General features: G+C 38.3%; 14 protein-coding genes and 4 tRNA genes. 16 read left to right on the top strand and 2 right to left on the bottom strand.

Features of this window, described 5'->3' with window-relative positions; genetic code table 11:
* The first annotated feature begins 35 nt into the window (after positions 1-35).
* The 3 genes from clpX to NNJ85_RS00255 all read left to right on the top strand — a co-directional run bounded on the left by clpX (position 36) and on the right by NNJ85_RS00255 (position 4,430).
* On the top strand, positions 36-1,310 hold the full coding sequence (clpX, locus tag NNJ85_RS00265; RefSeq protein WP_005773676.1) for an ATP-dependent Clp protease ATP-binding subunit ClpX: 1,275 nt from the start codon (positions 36-38) through the stop codon (positions 1,308-1,310).
* A 183-nt stretch (positions 1,311-1,493) separates the two neighbouring features.
* Complete coding sequence (gene lon / locus NNJ85_RS00260; RefSeq protein ID WP_254472651.1) at positions 1,494-3,920, top strand: endopeptidase La; 2,427 nt, start codon at positions 1,494-1,496, stop codon at positions 3,918-3,920.
* A gap of 231 nt (positions 3,921-4,151) precedes the next feature.
* A complete protein-coding gene (locus NNJ85_RS00255) occupies positions 4,152-4,430 on the top strand; it encodes an HU family DNA-binding protein (RefSeq protein ID WP_005773674.1) in 279 nt (92 codons plus the stop codon).
* A 1,167-nt stretch (positions 4,431-5,597) separates the two neighbouring features.
* Here NNJ85_RS00255 and trmFO read toward each other — a convergent pair.
* The gene (trmFO, locus tag NNJ85_RS00250; protein ID WP_254472650.1) at positions 5,598-6,986 is read right to left on the bottom strand and encodes a methylenetetrahydrofolate--tRNA-(uracil(54)-C(5))-methyltransferase (FADH(2)-oxidizing) TrmFO; all 1,389 of its coding nucleotides are present in this window, start codon (positions 6,984-6,986) and stop codon (positions 5,598-5,600) included.
* Between the two features lie 168 nt (positions 6,987-7,154).
* Here trmFO and NNJ85_RS00245 point away from each other — a divergent pair.
* The 6 genes from NNJ85_RS00245 (at position 7,155) to NNJ85_RS00220 (ending at position 13,227) form a co-directional block, all read left to right on the top strand.
* Positions 7,155-7,237: transfer RNA gene (locus tag NNJ85_RS00245), tRNA-Leu, on the top strand.
* 134 nt (positions 7,238-7,371) lie between these two features.
* Positions 7,372-8,799, top strand: coding sequence for a trigger factor (tig, locus tag NNJ85_RS00240; protein ID WP_254472649.1), 1,428 nt, complete (start codon positions 7,372-7,374; stop codon positions 8,797-8,799).
* Positions 8,800-8,925: 126 nt separating this feature from the next.
* Positions 8,926-10,425, top strand: coding sequence for an Asp-tRNA(Asn)/Glu-tRNA(Gln) amidotransferase subunit GatB (gene gatB / locus NNJ85_RS00235; RefSeq protein WP_254472648.1), 1,500 nt, complete (start codon positions 8,926-8,928; stop codon positions 10,423-10,425).
* A 168-nt stretch (positions 10,426-10,593) separates the two neighbouring features.
* Positions 10,594-10,992 (top strand): NADH:ubiquinone oxidoreductase subunit NDUFA12, encoded by a 399-nt coding sequence (locus NNJ85_RS00230; RefSeq protein WP_254472647.1) that lies wholly within the window; start codon positions 10,594-10,596, stop codon positions 10,990-10,992.
* 88 nt (positions 10,993-11,080) lie between these two features.
* Positions 11,081-11,506: a DUF2155 domain-containing protein gene (locus NNJ85_RS00225; RefSeq protein ID WP_254473850.1), complete on the top strand. Its 426-nt coding sequence runs from the start codon at positions 11,081-11,083 to the stop codon at positions 11,504-11,506.
* A 989-nt stretch (positions 11,507-12,495) separates the two neighbouring features.
* Entirely contained in the window at positions 12,496-13,227 is a 732-nt protein-coding gene (locus NNJ85_RS00220) for a rhomboid family intramembrane serine protease (RefSeq protein ID WP_254472645.1), read from the top strand.
* Here the strand turns inward: NNJ85_RS00220 and NNJ85_RS00215 are convergent.
* Positions 13,224-14,054, bottom strand: a complete 831-nt coding sequence (locus tag NNJ85_RS00215; protein WP_254472643.1) for an RNA methyltransferase — start codon at positions 14,052-14,054, stop codon at positions 13,224-13,226. The genes NNJ85_RS00220 and NNJ85_RS00215 overlap by 4 nt on opposite strands.
* A gap of 205 nt (positions 14,055-14,259) precedes the next feature.
* Between NNJ85_RS00215 and NNJ85_RS00210 the strand changes: the two genes are divergently transcribed.
* The 7 genes from NNJ85_RS00210 to rplK all read left to right on the top strand — a co-directional run bounded on the left by NNJ85_RS00210 (position 14,260) and on the right by rplK (position 17,492).
* Positions 14,260-14,343, top strand: a tRNA-Tyr gene (locus NNJ85_RS00210).
* 30 nt (positions 14,344-14,373) lie between these two features.
* Positions 14,374-14,447, top strand: a tRNA-Gly gene (locus NNJ85_RS00205).
* A 182-nt stretch (positions 14,448-14,629) separates the two neighbouring features.
* A complete protein-coding gene (tuf, locus tag NNJ85_RS00200; RefSeq protein ID WP_005773266.1) occupies positions 14,630-15,805 on the top strand; it encodes an elongation factor Tu in 1,176 nt (391 codons plus the stop codon).
* Positions 15,806-15,852: 47 nt separating this feature from the next.
* Positions 15,853-15,928 (top strand) — tRNA-Trp (locus NNJ85_RS00195).
* A gap of 222 nt (positions 15,929-16,150) precedes the next feature.
* Positions 16,151-16,363 carry a preprotein translocase subunit SecE gene (gene secE / locus NNJ85_RS00190; RefSeq protein ID WP_005773665.1) on the top strand — a complete coding sequence of 71 codons (213 nt, stop codon included), beginning with the start codon at positions 16,151-16,153 and terminating at the stop codon, positions 16,361-16,363.
* A 20-nt stretch (positions 16,364-16,383) separates the two neighbouring features.
* Entirely contained in the window at positions 16,384-16,914 is a 531-nt protein-coding gene (gene nusG, locus NNJ85_RS00185) for a transcription termination/antitermination protein NusG (protein WP_005773664.1), read from the top strand.
* A gap of 149 nt (positions 16,915-17,063) precedes the next feature.
* On the top strand, positions 17,064-17,492 hold the full coding sequence (gene rplK, locus NNJ85_RS00180) for a 50S ribosomal protein L11 (protein WP_254472641.1): 429 nt from the start codon (positions 17,064-17,066) through the stop codon (positions 17,490-17,492).

The raw sequence follows: 17,492 nt of genomic DNA, 5'->3' as shown, positions 1-17,492 counted from the left end.
GAAGTATTCATCTATCGTGGTGAAAGGAAAGAAAAATGAGCAAAATTAGCAATAGCGGGAACGAATCAAAAAATACTCTCTATTGCTCGTTCTGCGGCAAGAGTCAGCATGAGGTGCGTAAGCTCATTGCGGGGCCTACTGTATTTATCTGTGATGAATGTGTAGAGCTTTGCATGGATATTATTCGGGAAGAAAATAAGTCTTCTGGCGTTAAGGTGCGTGATGGTGTCCCTACTCCACAGGAAATTATATCCGTTCTTGATGATTATGTTATTGGTCAGCAGCATGCAAAGCGTGTTCTTTCTGTCGCAGTTCATAATCATTATAAACGGTTGGCGCATCAGTCTAAAAGCAGTGATATTGAGTTGGCTAAATCAAATATTCTTCTTGTTGGTCCAACGGGCTGCGGTAAAACTTATCTCGCACAAACATTAGCACGTATTATTGATGTCCCTTTTACGATGGCGGATGCGACCACTTTGACTGAAGCAGGTTATGTGGGTGAAGATGTTGAAAATATTATTTTAAAACTTCTTCAAGCGGCGGATTATAATGTTGAGCGTGCACAGCGTGGTATTGTTTATATTGATGAGGTCGATAAGATTTCTCGTAAGGCTGACAATCCTTCTATTACAAGAGATGTTTCTGGAGAAGGGGTTCAGCAAGCATTGCTAAAAATTATGGAAGGAACGATTGCTTCTGTTCCTCCACAAGGTGGACGTAAACATCCGCAACAAGAGTTTCTTCAGGTTGATACCACAAACATTTTATTCATTTGTGGAGGAGCTTTTGCAGGTTTAGAGCGGATTATTTCAGGGCGTGGTGAAAAAACTTCTATTGGTTTTTCTGCGACTGTTAAGGCTCCTGATGAACGTTGTGTTGGTGAGATTTTTCGTGATTTAGAGCCTGAAGATCTTATAAAGTTTGGTTTAATACCAGAATTTATTGGGCGTCTTCCTATAGTCGCTACCTTAGAGGATTTAGACATTAACGCTCTCGTACAAATTTTATCACAACCTAAAAATGCATTGGTAAAGCAATATCAGCGTCTTTTTGAAATGGAAAATGTTGAGTTAGCATTTCACGAAGATGCTTTACGCGCTATTGCGAAGAAGGCTATTGAACGTAAAACGGGTGCACGTGGTTTACGTTCTATTATGGAGAAGATCCTTCTTGAGACGATGTTTGAATTACCGGCTCTTGAAGGGGTTCAAGAAGTGGTTATTTCGAGCGATGTTGTCGATGGGAAAGCGCGTCCTCTTTATATTTACTCAGAACGTACAGAAGATAAAGAAAATGTATCAGCATGACATTGTGCGATATACAATATAAAAGTGGGTAACGAACGGTATTTAATAGGCATTTCTAATAATATCATTATAATGCTTGATTTATGTGTTAGCAATTACCATTTCGTGTATTGTGGAGAGCTGAGGTTTTCTAAGGGTGGGCTTGGTGTTATAGATAACTCATAGGCTCCAGAAAGGAGAGTTATGCAATATATTGATGAAAAGACAGATGAAGTGAGAGATGGGGCTTATGCTGTTTTACCTCTTCGTGATATTGTTGTCTTCCCCCATATGATTGTTCCACTTTTTGTGGGCCGCGAAAAATCAATTCGTGCTCTTGAAGAAACGATGGCGGTTGATAAGCAAATACTCTTGGTGACACAAAAAAACGCTTCTGATGATGATCCAAAATCAGAGGATATTTATCATATTGGTACATTTGCAAATATTCTCCAACTTTTAAAGCTTCCTGATGGCACTGTAAAGGTTTTGGTTGAAGGGACTGCGCGTGCAAAAATTAGTCAATTTGCTTTAAGTGATGGTTATCATCAGGCTTTTGCAGTTGTTACAGAAGAGCCTAGAGAAGGTGATGTTGAGATTGAAGCTCTTTCAAGGTCGGTGGTTGCTTATTTTGAAAACTATGTAAAGCTTAACAAAAAAATCTCTCCTGAAGTGGTCAATGCGATAGGGCTGATTGATAATCCATCTAAGCTTGCGGATACGATTGCCTCTCATTTGATGATTAAACTTGCAGAAAAGCAGGAAATATTAGAGCTCTTACCTGTACGAGCCCGTCTTGAACGTGTTCTGTCTTTCATGGAAGGAGAAATTTCTGTTTTGCAGGTTGAAAAACGTATTCGTTCGCACGTTAAACGGCAAATGGAAAAAAACCAACGGGAATATTATCTCAATGAGCAAATGAAGGCTATTCAAAAAGAGTTAGGAGCAGGAGATGATAACCGCGATGAGCTCTCTGAACTAGAAGACCGTATTAAGAGTACAAAACTTTCCAAGGAAGCACAGGAAAAAGCTGGAGCAGAATTGAGAAAATTACGGAATATGTCTCCTATGTCCGCGGAAGCAACAGTTGTCCGTAACTATCTTGATTGGTTATTAGCAATGCCTTGGGGTAAAAAATCTAAGATTAAAAACAATTTAGATTTTGCTGAAAAGATCATGAATAATGAACATTTCGGTCTTGAAAAAGTTAAGGAACGAATTATTGAGTATTTGGCTGTACAAAGTCGTGCGTCAAAGATAAAAGGTCCCATTATTTGTTTGTTAGGTCCTCCTGGTGTTGGAAAAACATCATTAGCGCGCTCTATTGCAAAGGCAACAGGGCGTGAATATGTTCGTATCTCGTTGGGAGGTGTGCGGGATGAAGCAGAAATTCGCGGACATCGCCGAACATATATTGGTTCGATGCCTGGAAAAATTATTCAGTCTATGAAAAAAGCAAAAAAATCTAATCCGCTTTTCTTGCTTGATGAAATTGATAAAATGGGACAAGATTTTCGTGGAGATCCTTCCTCTGCTTTATTAGAGGTTCTTGATCCTGAACAAAATGGTACATTCATCGACCACTATTTGGAAGTTGAATATGATCTTTCTGATGTCATGTTTATCACAACTGCCAATACGCTTAATATTCCAGGTCCGTTAATGGATCGAATGGAAATTATTCGTATTGCTGGTTATACTGAATGCGAAAAAATGGAAATTGTTAAGCAGCATCTTTTACCAAAAGCACTCAAAGACCACTGTTTGTCTAAAAAAGAACTCAGCATTTCTGATGGAGCACTAAGATCGATTATTCAGTTTTACACACGTGAAGCAGGTGTTCGTAATCTTGAGCGTGAACTCATGAAAATTGCCCGTAAATCTGTTACAAAAATTCTCAAAACGCATCAAAAATTTGTAAAAGTTACAGAAAGTAATCTCGATGATTTCCTAGGTGTTAAACGCTATCACTATAATCAGATTGAAGGAGAAAATCACATTGGTGTTGTGACAGGACTTGCGTGGACAGAAGTGGGTGGAGAGTTATTGACCATTGAAGGTGTAATGATGCCCGGCAAAGGCAAGATGACCGTAACTGGAAATTTGCGTGATATTATGAAAGAGTCTATTTCCGCGGCAGCATCTTATGTACGTTCTCGTGCTGTTGATTTTGGGATCGAACCTCCACTTTTTGAAAAACGCGATATCCATGTTCATGTTCCAGAGGGAGCGACACCAAAAGATGGTCCATCTGCTGGGATTGCAATGGTGACAGCAATTGTTTCGGTCCTTACAGGGATCGCTGTACATAAAGATATAGCCATGACTGGTGAAATTACTTTACGTGGACGTGTTTTACCAATTGGTGGATTAAAAGAGAAACTCTTAGCTGCACTTCGAGGAGGGATAAAAAAAGTACTTATTCCTGAAGAAAATGCAAAAGATCTGGTTGATATTCCTGACGATGTCAAAAATAACATGGAAATTATTCCGGTAAATCATGTGAGTGAAGTTTTGAAACACGCTTTGGTTCGTTTTCCTGACACTATTGAATGGCAAGAACCTTCTACAGTGGCTGTCCCTATCCGGTCAGAGAACAGCGATAGTGAAGGAATACAGATTGCGCACTGATTCACTCATTTCACTTATAACGACATTTTTTGAAGCACAGAAGGTGATGTTACGGTTATTATTTTGTTTTTTATTAAAAAAAAGTGAAAAATTCCGTGAATAACTGTGATTATTGCTAAAAAACAATGTATTGGATAAAAATAAGACTTCTGTTTGCTGTACTTTTCAATAAACTGACCAATAACATGATTAAGTCATGTTGTCAGCTAATATAGGGAAAGGAAATATCTCATGAATAAAAGTGAATTGGTTAGTTCCGTTGCTGAAAAGGCAGGTGTTTCGAAAGTGCAAGCTGGTGCTGTTGTTGATGCTTTTATGGCTTCTGTAACAGAAGCTTTAGCTTCAGGGGGGGATGTGCGTCTTCCAGGTTTTGGCACTTTTGAAGTTTCTCATCGTGCTGCGACAAAGGGGCGTAATCCTTCAACTGGCGCTGAAATTGATATTCCAGCACGTTCTGTACCCAAATTTTCTGCAGGAAAAAGCCTTAAAGAAGCAGTTAATAAAAAATAATTTAAACAACATTAAAAAAACCCGATTTATTTATAAGCGGGTTTTTTTTACAGATATTTTTTAGACAGGGATATTATACACGTTTTTCATATAAAAATTTTGAGTCTTCGTACCATTTGTCTCATTTCATAAATTGTATAAAATGCCATAGGCGTGAAATATATATTTTTAGCCGTTTCAATAAATATTCCACTTTAATAATAAGTCATTACATAGCTTATAAAATATGACGTTAACTTTTGTTATGTGGAAGGGCTAAAGTTTTTATTCAGAAACAGTACTTATAAATATAAAACAAAAAATGCTGTAAAACGTATAAAATCTACTAAACCACCTTTTTTGCTTGATAGAAGTGCATATTAACGCCATCATATTATTTTCTTAGTTTTTATAATGGTTCAATCAGCTCGCGACATTTGAGGCGGGCGCATAAAGGACAGTTTTATTCCTTTTTTAATAATTCTCTTAACTTACAACACTAACTTCGCTTGTGTGAGCCAGTGCTTAACTGACTAAGCAAATCACCTTTATTGATTGACTATAAGAGAGTCTGAAATAAAAAAATTTTACGATACTTAAATTTCTCATTCACTATAGAAAGACATAAATTGTTATGATGAATGAATGCATTGTAACATTATAAAGCAGCTTCGTCATTTCAATATTGCGATTTTTCGTGGCATTTGAGATGGAAGAGATATATTCAGCTCTGTTTTAAATATTTTAGGTTCATATCTTTATTTTACTTCTGATATGCAAGAGAATATTTTTATTCATAATACAAAAATTAAAAATAAGAGACAATCATAAATATTAATGAATTAAAAAATCTTATGATTAAATAATATATATAGTATAAAAATATTAATAGTAATAAAAATTAAAGTATTATCTAATTCTTTCTTATAATATATTTATTTATTATTTCATTTTTATCGTTGAAATATATTAAATTGTGTATAAAAGTAAATTTTTTCTATAGAAACAAAATATTTTACTCCTACATTGTTAAATAAACGATGAAGTGTAAAGCCGTTTCTATTGATTGAGAGAGTATTTTAACAAGGTTTTATAATGTATTTTTTAATAAGAATGATAGAAATTTCTTCAGTAGATGGGATGAATGACGAATCGTGTGCTTTTTATAAATAGGAGTTCTTGGATTCTTTAATTTGTTAACCACTGAATACAATCATTGAGGGCTCTCGCTGTTATAACTTGTTTTTTTGCTAATTTTTTTTCTTTACTTGACAAGCGTTTTCCTGAGTTTTTAAGAGACACAATAGGGGGAAAGAGTCCAAAATTGATATTCATTGGTTGAAAAGACTGTCTTTCTGCTTCTTCATCTATAATATGGCCCCCCGTAATATGATTCAAAAGAGCTCCGAATGCTGTGGTTAGTGGGGGGAGGCAAGGACAGTTGTGATGATATTCGGCAGCAGCAAAACGCCCAGCAAGAAGCCCTATAGCTGCTGATTCTACATAACCTTCACATCCGGTAATTTGCCCTGCAAAGCGTAGTTGTTTTTTTTGTTTTAAACGAAGGGTTTGATCAAGAATGATTGGAGAGTTGAGATAGGTATTGCGGTGAAGACCACCAAGACGTGCAAATTCTGCTTTTTCAAGACCGGGAATCATTCTAAAAATGCGAACTTGTTCACCATATTTCAATTTTGTTTGAAAACCAACCATATTGTAAAGCGTTCCGAGTTTATTATCTTGACGTAATTGAACGACAGCATAGGGTTTAACGGTTGGATTATAGGCATTGGTTAAGCCCATAGGTTTCATAGGTCCATGTCTTAAAGTTTCTAGTCCGCTCTCAGCCATAATTTCAATAGGGAGGCATCCATCAAAATAGGGTGTTTTTTCAAAATCACGAAACTCTGTTTTTTCAGCATTTTTTAATGCTTCAACGAATGCTTCATATTGTTCCTTATTAAGGGGACAATTAAGATAATCTTTCCCTGTTCCCTCAGGACCAATTTTATCATAGCGCGATTGATACCAACAAATGTTCATATTAATACTATCGGTATGGATAATAGGTGCAATAGCATCAAAAAAAGAAAGAGCTTTTGCACCAGTTATTGCTTGTAATTCTTGAGAAAGTGCAGGTGAGGTCAGGGGGCCCGTTGCAATGACAACATGTTGCCAATCCTTAGGAATCTCTTGAACTTCTTCACGTTTGATCGTTATAAGCGAATGGTTTTCAAGGGCTGATGTCACAGTTTTTGAAAATCCGTCGCGATCAACAGCAAGAGCACTCCCCGCGGGGACTTTGTTGGTATCAGCCGCTTTCATAATTAACGATTTCGCTAATCGCATTTCAGCATGTAAAAGTCCTACGGCATTTGTTGATGAATCATCAGAACGAAAGGAATTTGAACAAACCAGTTCTGCCAATTTATCGGTTTTATGGGCATTTGATTTTTTTTCGGGACGCATTTCATGCAAAATAACAGGAATTCCTGATTGAGCGATTTGCCAGCTTGCTTCACACCCCGCAAGACCGCCACCGATAATATGAATTGGAGTATCAAATGTCTTTAACATAGTTGACTTATTAACGTAAGTCGCTGTGTATGAAAAGCATAGATTTTGTTTTTGTTCTTTGTAAGAAAGAGGTGTATTGAGTTTTTTTAATATATTTGTTTGCTTTTTTTCTATAATTAATGGTATAGAAACGCCGCTTGTATAAGGTTATTAGCTTTCTAAGTTTGAGCGGATGTGGCGAAATTGGTAGACGCACCAGATTTAGGTTCTGGCGGGAGACCGTGGGGGTTCGAGTCCCTCCATCCGCACCAAAGCAATCCCTTAAGTGCTACGGATTTCTACGTATCTGGAATTCCGCTTCATGGTAATGTAACACTTGAAGTGTTAGAATGTAATGATGATTAGAGTGGGTTTATCCCTCTCCTTAGAAAAATGAAGGTGTTTAATGCAGGTTACCGAGACGCTTAATGAAGGACTGAAGCGCGAAATTAAGATCGTGGTTCCAGCGAAAGATTTAGAAGAAAAGTTGAATGAGCGATTGGATGATACCAAGGGTAAAATCAAGCTTAATGGTTTTCGTCCTGGTAAAGTGCCCGGTGGGCATTTGCGAAAAATGTATGGTAAATCTTTCATGGCAGAGATTCTCAATGAGATACTCGCTGATGCGCCACGTTCTGTTTTAGCGGACCGCAATGAACGCCCAGCGATGCAACCAAAAATTGATATAGATGAAGATGAGAAAATTCTAGATGGAAAAGCCGATTTTACTTTTAGTTTAAAGTATGAAGTTTTGCCAAAAATTGAAATTAAAGCCTTTGAACATATTGAAGTTATTCGTGAAATTGCAGCTATTCCTGAAAAGGATATTGATGAGCAAGTCAATCGCGTCCTTTCTTCTACGCGTAATTATTCCCTAAAAGAGGGATCTTCCGAAGAAGGTGATCGTATTACCATAGATTATCTAGGTAAGCTTGAGGGGGTTCCATTTGAAGGTGGGACAGATAATGATGCACAACTGATTCTTGGATCAAAACAATTTATTCCTGGTTTTGAAGAGCAGTTGGTTGGTGTAAAAGCTGGAGATGCAAAAACGATTTCTGTTAAATTCCCAGATAATTACGGTGCAACACATTTAGCAGGACGGGAAGCAGAGTTTGACATTTCTGTCAAAGCTGTCTTTAGACCAGATGAATTAAAAATTGATGATGAGGCGGCGAAAAAGGTCGGCTTAGAATCTCTAGACCGCTTGCGCGAGGTTGTTCGTGGACAGATTGAAAGTCAATATGGTTCAATGACACGTCAGAAAGTTAAGCGTCAAATTCTTGATGCTTTAGATGCTGATTATAATTTTGAGATTCCTGAAGGACTTTTAGAAATTGAATTCAATAATATATGGGCTCAGGTTAATGATGATTTGAAAAAGGCTGGGCGTAGTTTTGAGGACGAGGGTGTTACAGAAGAAAAGGCGCGGGAGGAATATCGTGTCCTTGCGCAACGTCGCGTCCGTCTTGGTTTGGTGCTTTCTGAAATTGGAATGAAGGTTGGTGTTAAAGTTAGTGAGGATGAGCTAAAAGCAGCTGTTTTTGAGCAAGTTCGTCAATATCCTGGCCAAGAAAAAGAGATTATGGACTTTTTCCGTAAGACTCCGGAAGCTGTTGAAAATCTACGTGCTCCGATTTTTGAAGAAAAAGTCATTGATCATTTGTTGGCACAGATAAAAGTCACAGATAAAGAAGTGACGATTGAAGAATTAATGAAAGAATATGACGAGTTAGATGTCCCTGAGGAAAAGCCGGCAAAGAAAAAATCTGCAGTGAAAGAGAAGTCTGCAGAGAAAACATCGGCTAAGAAAAAGGCTCCTAAAAAAGCTTAATATTTCCGAAAACAAAACAAGCCTGATGGAATCAGGTTTGTTGTGATGTTATATTCTAAGCTTGTACTGTGAGTGGTTTGAAATAAACCGTGACATATGTTTTAAAATATTGGTAGTGGATTGGCAATGAGCATCATGGATACGCGTACTCCTGATTCTAAGCGTTTTATTTCTGGCGTTACAGGTGATTGGGAAGTCATCATTGGCATGGAGGTTCATGCGCAAATCATATCAAATTCGAAACTTTTTTCAGGTGCATCAACCAAATTTGGTGCAGAGCCGAACAGTCATGTATCTCTTATTGATGCGGCTATGCCAGGGATGTTGCCTGTTCTTAATCAAGAATGTGTTCGTCAAGCAGTTCGGACAGGTTTGGGATTAAAAGCGCATATTAATTTAAAATCTGTTTTTGATCGTAAAAATTATTTTTATCCAGATTTACCGCAGGGGTATCAGATTTCTCAGTTTCGCTATCCCATTGTAGGAGAGGGAAAAATTACCGTATCTGTTGGTCCAGATTCGAAAGGCCAATTTGAGGATATCGAAGTAGGAATTGAAAGATTACATCTTGAACAGGATGCTGGAAAATCGATGCATGATCAACATCCGACGATGTCTTTCGTAGATCTCAATCGCTCTGGTGTTGCGCTTATGGAAATTGTTTCCAAACCTGATATGCGCTCATCAGATGAAGCCAAAGCCTATATGACAAAATTGCGTACGATTGTTCGTTATTTAGGGACTTGTGATGGCAATATGGATGAAGGGTCTATGCGCGCGGATGTTAATGTATCCGTTCGTCGTCCTGGTGAAGCTTTTGGAACGCGTTGTGAAATCAAAAATGTTAATTCTATTCGCTTCATTGGTCAAGCGATTGAGTATGAAGCCCGTCGTCAGATCGCAATTTTAGAAGATGGAGGCATCATAGAGCAAGAAACCCGGCTTTTTGATGCCACTAAAGGTGAAACTCGCTCTATGCGCTCAAAGGAAGAAGCGCATGATTATCGTTATTTTCCTGATCCTGATCTTTTACCATTAGAATTTGATCAAGCATTTGTGGATGCTTTGGCAGCGGATTTACCAGAATTGCCTGACGCTATAAAAGCACGTTTTGTTAAGGAAATGGGATTGACAGTGTATGATGCTTCCATTCTTGTGACAGAAAAGGCTATTGCTGATTATTTTGAAGAAGTAGCGTATGGGCGTGATGGAAAAATAGTGGCCAATTGGGTGATTAATGATCTTTTAGGGGCTTTAAATAAAGATAATCGTGAAATTGAAGAGTCACCAGTATCGCCAAATCAGTTGGGAAGCATTATTGATCTTATAAAAGAAGGTATTATTTCTGGAAAAATAGCTAAAGATCTTTTTGAGATTATTTGGAATGAGGGGGGAGAACCACGCCAAGTTGTAGAAGAGCGCAATATGAAGCAGGTAACAGATACAAAGGCTATTGAAAGAGCTGTTGATGAGATCGTTGCCAATAATTCTGATAAAGTTGTGCAAGCAAAACAAAAGCCTGCTTTAGCAGGTTGGTTTGTTGGACAGGTCATGAAAGCAACAGGCGGCAAGGCAAATCCTCAAACTGTTAATGAATTAGTTAAAATAAAACTTGGCATAGATTAAATTTTATGGGGTGGAGAAGAATTTATAAATATGATATCTTCTCGAAATTAAGGGATAAAAAGTTATCCTATTACTTGGAGTTGTGCTGAATTGACCGGTAATTTAAAGCATTAACAAGTTTATTCCAGTGATTGATTTCATGAGCATACTGAAGAAATGGAATAGAAAATGGCTCATTTTTTTAAGCAAATCTTTACCTGGTGGAATGGTAATACCATTGGTACGCGTTTTTTTACATGGCGCAAAGGTAAGCGGATAGGGGAAGATCAATTTGGCAATATATATTATGAAGGGGGATTTCATAAGGATGGTTATCCGCATCGTTGGGTTATTTATAAAGACTATTCTGAGCCTTCTACTATTCCACCAGGCTGGCACGGCTGGATTCATCATCGCTGTGAGTGTCCTCCAACACAGGAGGATTATCATCCCTATGAATGGGAGAAGCCGCACGTTGCAAATATGACAGGAACAAGTGAGGCCTATCGACCAAAGGGGGCTATTTCTTATAATGATGAGCGTCCTTGTGTACGTGAAGATTATGATGCGTGGTCACCTAAAAAATAAAATGTTTTAATGGGCGCGTGTATTTTTGTCTTATTTGCCTCTACGTTATAACAAGATTTATTTTTAAGGTGCGATTGGTTTTGATATGATGAGTTTTTTTTTATTGTTGAGGGTGAGAAATTTTATATATATTTTTTTAATGGAAATTTTAGTGTTTTTATCCTTAAATAGTGGGGGACGGGCTGAACGTATTAGCAATGGAATTGTTGTATTTGCAGGCCTTGATAAAATAACGGGGCGAACGACGCGTTTTGAAGTTTCTCTTGGTGAAGTTTATCAGTATGGTGCATTACAGGTAACACCCCGTGCTTGTTATACGAGCTCTAAAGATGAACCAACGCGTACAACAGGTTTTGTTGAAGTCAATGAAGTAACATTAGATAAAAAAATACGGCGTATTTTCACAGGCTGGATGTTTGCAGATAGTCCTGGTTTGAACGCTGTTGAGCATCCTATTTATGATGTGTGGTTAAAAGATTGTAAGCAGAGTTCTCAAAACTTACCTCTTCAATAATAGTGCGTTATTATTTTACAATTTGAATGAGATTTGAATTTCTATGATTTTCTCATTGCAAACTTTCTTATATTGAAACGATCAAAAGGATTGCCTTATTCGTTATAAGCAGCGGGTATGTGGATAAGACTATTTAAAGAGATCTTTTTCTTAAGGCGCGTGAAATCCATTTCGCGATGGCATTTGTTAGTGGTATAATGATAAATTCATTGAGTATTTCCCATCTTTACATTTGTAAAGGAGAAAGCAGGCACTATCACACACTTGGGTCCGCTTCCAATGTTGCCCGACAGTTTTTATCATCACAACTTTTCTTCCTTGTAATGTGCAAGCGAATGGTTTTCCTTGATCCAGTATAAACTAAGTTTGGATTGGAAGAATCTTACGGTATTGAGAGATCTAACTCAATATAAATAAAACTAAATTATCATTATAGATCAAAACATTGCCTTTATGGGGAAACAGACTTTCAAATGCGTAATTTATGAAACACCAATGATGATATTGAGACAAAACAAATGTGTTGGTAGCCTTTATGCACATGGAGATTTTTTTCATTCAAAGAGTAGAAGTAATTCAAGCTCTGTTATTGGAACAAGAGAGGTTTAAGATTATTTAGAATTGAAGTATAGCCGGATTTAAAAAATGCAAAAACTGGATATTTCTGGCAAAAAGCAACATGTATGTATTTGATATTTTTATGATAGAGTGCCTCATAAGTCAGTTTGTTTATTCATAAGTTTTTATACATGGCATGATAAACTACACATTTTAATAAGAAGGATATCACTCATTTTGTAAATTATATTTTTAATATCCATACTTTTGAAAATCTTTTATATAACAGACAGGTGTTTTTTCCGGTGAGCTGTTGAAAATGAAAAAAGGGGGCTTGAAGAGGCGTTAAAAAATTCCGTATCACCAGGAGTGGTGTCTTTACTTTGTGTAAAGAATGACCATTTCTTTTAAAGAATAAGAGATTTTATCCAATGAAAGTTTCTCGTCATCAAGATAAGAATGTTTCCCAATTGCCGAGACAACCCAAAGAACCCTTATTGAATGTTCCCTTTATTATTGTTGTCTTGATCGTATTTTGTTTTTGTCTTTATTGTATTCCTCAGTATTTTTTTTCCCATCAGCGTTATATTGAAAGTTTTGAGTTTTTTTCATTTACACCAGCGTTGTTTAAGACGAATCCTATCGCATTTTTTTATACCATGGTGAGTTATTCATTTATGCATGGTAGTTTTAAACATGTTGCTCTTAATATGGTTTGGCTTTTGGTTTTTGGTTCTCCTTTAGTAAAACATTTTGGTGTTTTACGTTTTTTAATTTTTTGGGTGCTAACGGCAGTTATTTCTGTTTTGACTTATTTTACATTTCATCAAGAAAGTATCATATCACTTGTTGGAGCATCAGGTGCTGTATCTGGAATGATGGGGGCTATTGCACGTTATGGTTTTCCCAGCGGTTGTTTAGGTGTCAATGCGCAAAACGAAAAACCTTTGGGGACTTTATTATCCATCAAAAAAGCCCTTTGTTCCAAGGGCGTACTTATTTATATAGGTGTATGGTTGGCGGCTGATGTTATCATAGGTATTTCTTTCGTTCTGTTTAAAGAAAATGGTATCTCAATAGCATGGGAAGCACATATTGGCGGGTTTCTTACAGGTTTTTTGTTGGGTGGTTTTTTTGATATTGCACAAAAAATTAAAAGCTAGAATCTAAGATATTTATGTGTCACATAAAGTGCTATTGTTGCTGCGTTTGAAACATTTAATGATTTAATATTTCCAGGCATATCAAGGCGCGCTAAAGCGCAAACGGTTTCGCGTGTTTTTTTTCGTAAGCCTTTCCCTTCTGCTCCTAAAACAAGAGCAATTTTATTCCCTGTTAATGTTGTTTCTAAAGGTTGATCCCCTTCTGAATCGAGACCAAAGCTCGTAAAACCTGTTTGATGGAGTTCTTGAAGAGTTTCAGCGAGATTTCGGACGGTGATATAATGAATCATTTCCAGAGCTCCTGATGCCGCTTTCGCAAGAACACCGCTTTCTTGGGGAGAGTGGCGGCAAGTGGTAATAAGTGCCTTAGCTTTAAATGCAACGGCAGAGCGCATAATAGCGCCAACATTATGTGGATCAGTAATTTGATCCATGACAATGACCAGATCAGTATTGGTGAGTTCCGATAGTTTGCATGGTTTGAGAGGAGAAGTTTCCAAAACAATCCCTTGATGAACGGCTTCACTTCCAACGAGCGAATCAAGATATTTGGGGGTACATAATGTAACAGGACAAGGATAATCTGATTCGGATATATTTAATCGTTTTAATGCATTTTGTGTAACGTAAAGACATTTAAAAATTCTTTTTGGGTTTTTTAAAGCAGCCTGGACAGAATGAATGCCATAAAGATGGATAATTCCTTGCTGTAAAGAAGCGGCTTCCTTCTTAAGATGTGTAGAAGATTGAGAAGGAAAGCCTTTTGCATCGCGATATCGGCGACGTAAACGAGCATAATGAGAATTTTGTGATGTTTTTTCTTTCATAACTCCTTTATAGCGTTTTAATAAGAAAAATAGCTAGAAAAAATCTATAATTTAACGTTATGAGCAGGAAATTTGTACAGAATTGTATTTATTCTGTTGACAGATACAATCGTAATCGTCATAACCACTTCGCAATCAGATTGAATTGAATGGGTGTTCAAGATGGTTGTCGTGATGCCTCATCGCGCGACTTTGCCGGTGTAATGGAGGGGTGCCCGAGTGGTTAAAGGGGGCGGACTGTAAATCCGTTGCGTATGCTACGTTGGTTCGAATCCAACCCCCTCCACCATTCATCGAAGGAGAGTTAGTACGTGGTCATGCGGGTATAGCTCAATGGTAGAGCAGCAGCCTTCCAAGCTGAATACGCGGGTTCGATTCCCGCTACCCGCTCCAAATGGTTGTTGATGATTAGGCAAGTAGGTATAATGGAAAATATTCCATTATTTAAAGTGGGCGGGATTTTCCGTCTAAGAGTTGTGGTGATTGGGCTTGTGTAGGGTCCAGTTGAATTCAGTTCTGCAGGCCTGTTTCTAGGTGCTAACAAAGATAGAGAATAAAACAAGAGATTAATAGCGATGGCGAAGAGCAAATTTGAACGAACGAAACCGCATGTTAATATTGGTACGATTGGTCACGTTGATCATGGGAAGACTTCATTGACAGCGGCGATTACGAAATTTTTTGGTGAGTTTAAAGCATACGACCAAATTGATGCAGCACCAGAAGAACGTGCCCGTGGTATTACCATTTCTACAGCACACGTTGAGTATGAAACGGAAAGCCGTCACTATGCCCACGTTGACTGTCCTGGACACGCAGATTATGTGAAAAATATGATCACAGGGGCAGCGCAGATGGATGGTGCCATTTTGGTTGTTTCTGCAGCTGATGGTCCGATGCCACAGACCCGTGAGCATATTTTGCTTGCTCGTCAGGTTGGAGTTCCAGCGATTGTTGTTTTCCTCAATAAAGTTGATCAAGTTGATGATGCGGAACTTTTGGAACTTGTAGAGCTTGAGGTTCGGGAACTTTTATCCAAATATGATTTTCCAGGAGATGAAATCCCAATTGTAAAAGGTTCTGCGTTAGCTGCCCTTGAGGACAAGGATAAAAGCATTGGTGAAGATGCGGTTCGTCTTTTGATGAGTGAGGTTGATAATTATATTCCAACCCCTGAACGTCCTGTTGATCAACCATTCTTGATGCCGATAGAAGATGTATTTTCGATATCGGGACGTGGAACGGTTGTTACGGGTCGTGTTGAGCGTGGTGTTATTAAAGTTGGCGAGGAAATTGAGATTATCGGTATTCGTCCAACATCTAAGACGACGGTGACAGGTGTTGAAATGTTCCGCAAGCTTTTAGACCAAGGTCAAGCTGGTGATAATATTGGCGCGCTACTTCGTGGTGTTGATCGTGAAGGGATTGAGCGTGGTCAGGTATTGGCGAAGCCTGGGTCTGTTACCCCTCATACACGTTTTAAAGCCGAGGCTTACATTTTGACGAAAGATGAAGGGGGGCGTCATACGCCGTTTTTCACGAATTATCGTCCACAGTTTTACTTCCGTACGACGGATGTTACGGGTATTGTTACGCTTCCAGAGGGAACGGAAATGGTTATGCCCGGTGATAATGTTGCGATGGATGTGTCACTGATTGTGCCGATAGCGATGGAAGAGAAGCTTCGTTTTGCTATTCGTGAAGGTGGTCGTACTGTTGGTGCCGGTATCGTCTCTAAGATCATTGAATAAATAATGCTTGTTGAAAGGTTACTAAAGGTGTTTTAATTTTCAAAGTTAGGGGTATAGCTCAGTTGGTAGAGCGGCGGTCTCCAAAACCGCAGGTCGCGGGTTCAAGTCCTGCTGCCCCTGCCAAAGGGGAATAGGATTTTAGATATGGGGGAGCGGATCTTACTGTCTTTTTCGCTTTTTTTTATCTAGGGCTTGTTTTTTTGTGTGTGAAACGCTATTGAATAGAAAGTAAAGAATTGCATCAGTCTAAAAGGTGGCTTTTGCATTTTTTTGTATTTATTTTGTTGGATAAAACACAATAGCACTAAAAGAGAGTGTAATAGGGCGAGAGAGTATAGTGTGACGATGGCATCTAAAACCAATCCAATTGCCTTTTTGAAGCAAGTTTATGCAGAAACAGTTAAAGTAAAGTGGCCTACGCGTCGCGAGACGGTTATCTCTACTGTTATGGTTTTGTTGGTAACCGCATTGGCTTCAGCTTTCTTTTTTATTGTGGATCAGGTTATGCATTTTGGTGTTTGGCGGGTTATTGATCTTCTGAAATATCTTTTTGGTTGAGAATGTAAGGAAGTGTGACTGTGGCGGCTCGTTGGTATATTGTTCAGGCATATTCAAATTTTGAAAAGAAAGTAGCGGAAGCTATTGATAAGGAGGCAAAGCAAAAAGGACTTGATCATCTGTTTGAAAAGATTTTTGTTCCAACGGAGCGTGTTGTAGAAGTTCGCCGCGGACGTAAAGTCGATACTGAACGAAAATTTTTTCCTGGTTATGTTCTTGTTCGTGCTGAATTAACCGATGAAGTTTATCATCTTATTAAGAATACACCTAAAGTGACAGGTTTTTTAGGATCGGATGCGCGTCCTGTTCCGATTTCTGATCGAGAGGTTGAGCAAATTCTCAAACAAGTTCAGGAAGGGGTTGAATCTCCAAAGTCTTCTGTGTTGTTTGAGGTTGGAGAGCAAGTTCGCGTTGCTGATGGTCCTTTTGTTTCGTTTAATGGAATTGTTCAAGAGGTTGAAGAAGAGCGCTCTCGTCTTAAGGTTGAGGTCCTCATTTTTGGGCGTCCTACGCCTGTTGATTTGGAATTTGGTCAGGTTGAAAAACTCTGATGAGACTTAGAGTAGTTTTAATTACTTTAAGGAAGGAGTGGGAGGTGATTTATGGCTTTTGTCGGCTTAATGATCCGCACCACATCACTGCAGCGGGTAGAAAGCAAGATAAATTGTTCGTATACCAGTGAAATTGAAGGCAGGTTATTATGGCAAAAAAAAGTATAGGTCAGCTCAAGTTGCAGGTTTCTGCAGGGGCTGCTACTCCATCTCCACCAATTGGTCCGGCTCTTGGGCAACGTGGTATTAATATCATGGAATTTTGTAAGGCGTTTAATGCAGCCACACAAGAAATGGAAAAAGGGGCACCGATTCCAGTTGTTATTACGTATTACCAAGATAAGTCTTTTACGTTTTCTCTCAAGACACCTCCTGTGTCGTTCTTTTTAAAGAAAGAAGCGCAGCTGAAATCTGGTTCAAAGGAGCCTGGTAAGGTGTCTGTAGGAAGTATCTCTCGCGATAAAATTCGTTTGATTGCGGAATCAAAGATGAAGGATCTTAATGCAAATGACATTGAGGCAGCGATGCGTATGATTGAAGGCTCTGCGCGTTCGATGGGCTTAGAAGTGGTGGGCTAA

Origin of the sequence: Bartonella sp. B1098 (assembly GCF_944896145.1) — a bacterium.
In the GTDB taxonomy this organism is placed as follows: Bacteria; Pseudomonadota; Alphaproteobacteria; order Rhizobiales; family Rhizobiaceae; genus Bartonella.
Note: the sequence above shows the minus strand (reverse complement) of the source record. Positions and strands in the feature narration are given on the sequence as shown.

Bases quoted from the DNA above. Each gene is read 5' to 3' on its own strand.
- clpX (WP_005773676.1), top strand. From the start codon at position 36: ATGAGCAAAATTAGCAATAGCGGGAACGAATCAAAAAATACTCTCTAT.
- lon (WP_254472651.1), top strand. From the start codon at position 1,494: ATGCAATATATTGATGAAAAGACAGATGAAGTGAGAGATGGGGCTTAT.
- NNJ85_RS00255 (WP_005773674.1), top strand. From the start codon at position 4,152: ATGAATAAAAGTGAATTGGTTAGTTCCGTTGCTGAAAAGGCAGGTGTT.
- trmFO (WP_254472650.1), bottom strand. From the start codon at position 6,986: ATGTTAAAGACATTTGATACTCCAATTCATATTATCGGTGGCGGTCTT.
- tig (WP_254472649.1), top strand. From the start codon at position 7,372: ATGCAGGTTACCGAGACGCTTAATGAAGGACTGAAGCGCGAAATTAAG.
- gatB (WP_254472648.1), top strand. From the start codon at position 8,926: ATGAGCATCATGGATACGCGTACTCCTGATTCTAAGCGTTTTATTTCT.
- NNJ85_RS00230 (WP_254472647.1), top strand. From the start codon at position 10,594: ATGGCTCATTTTTTTAAGCAAATCTTTACCTGGTGGAATGGTAATACC.
- NNJ85_RS00225 (WP_254473850.1), top strand. From the start codon at position 11,081: ATGAGTTTTTTTTTATTGTTGAGGGTGAGAAATTTTATATATATTTTT.
- NNJ85_RS00220 (WP_254472645.1), top strand. From the start codon at position 12,496: ATGAAAGTTTCTCGTCATCAAGATAAGAATGTTTCCCAATTGCCGAGA.
- NNJ85_RS00215 (WP_254472643.1), bottom strand. From the start codon at position 14,054: ATGAAAGAAAAAACATCACAAAATTCTCATTATGCTCGTTTACGTCGC.
- tuf (WP_005773266.1), top strand. From the start codon at position 14,630: ATGGCGAAGAGCAAATTTGAACGAACGAAACCGCATGTTAATATTGGT.
- secE (WP_005773665.1), top strand. From the start codon at position 16,151: ATGGCATCTAAAACCAATCCAATTGCCTTTTTGAAGCAAGTTTATGCA.
- rplK (WP_254472641.1), top strand. From the start codon at position 17,064: ATGGCAAAAAAAAGTATAGGTCAGCTCAAGTTGCAGGTTTCTGCAGGG.